The 771-nt window shown below is 51.0% G+C and carries 1 protein-coding gene; it reads left to right on the top strand.

All coding sequences use genetic code 11. The annotated features are described in order from the left end of the window. Positions 1–771: lipoate--protein ligase family protein (locus tag CVN76_RS06380; RefSeq protein WP_100530622.1), on the top strand; the 771-nt coding region annotated here is incomplete at both ends.

Genomic DNA, 771 nt, shown 5'->3' with positions numbered 1-771 from the left:
GCAGCAAGAGTGGCGGGTGATAGATCAATCTTCCGTTGGCCCCCAGTTCCCGGCTCTGGAATCCTTTGCAATGGATGATACATTATGTGCTTCCGTCGGTTCAGGTAACTCAGTGGCCGTAGCTAGGGCGTGGGTGCACCATCGAACCGTGGTCATGGGCATTCAGGATACGAAGCTGCCTTTTCTCAAGAAGGGTTTGGGTCATTTAGAGGAACACGGTTTCCAGGCCATTGTCCGCAATTCCGGGGGGCTGGCCGTCGTGTTGGACGAGGGGGTCCTCAATCTCTCGCTAATTTTCCCTGAAAACGAGCAAAAAATTGAAATCAATCGTGGCTACGATGCGATGTGGGAGCTTGTTCAATTGATGTTCGCCGATTTCCCGGTCAAGATGGAGGCAAGGGAAATCGTCGGCTCCTACTGTCCGGGAAGTTATGATTTAAGCATAAATGGACAAAAGTTTGCTGGCATATCCCAACGCAGGATCCGCAATGGGGTAGCGGTGCAAATCTATTTGTGCGTCAATGGAAGCGGGGCCGAGCGCGCCAGTCTCGTGAAAGGTTTTTATGAGGCAGCGAAAGGCAATGCGGAAACGAAATTCGCTTATCCGGCTATCATCCCTTCTGTAATGGCGTCCCTTTCGGAATTGTTGGATGTACAATTGAGTGTCCAGGATGTGATGCTCAGGTTCCTCAATGTATTGAAGGAGCATAGCGGAAGGATATTCTCGGACACGCTTTCCCCAGGGGAATGGCCGTTATATGAGGCCTATTT

This window comes from Bacillus sp. mrc49 (genome assembly GCF_002803435.1).
The sequence above is the reverse complement of the archived record's forward strand: the minus strand, read 5'-3'. Positions and strand labels throughout refer to the sequence as shown.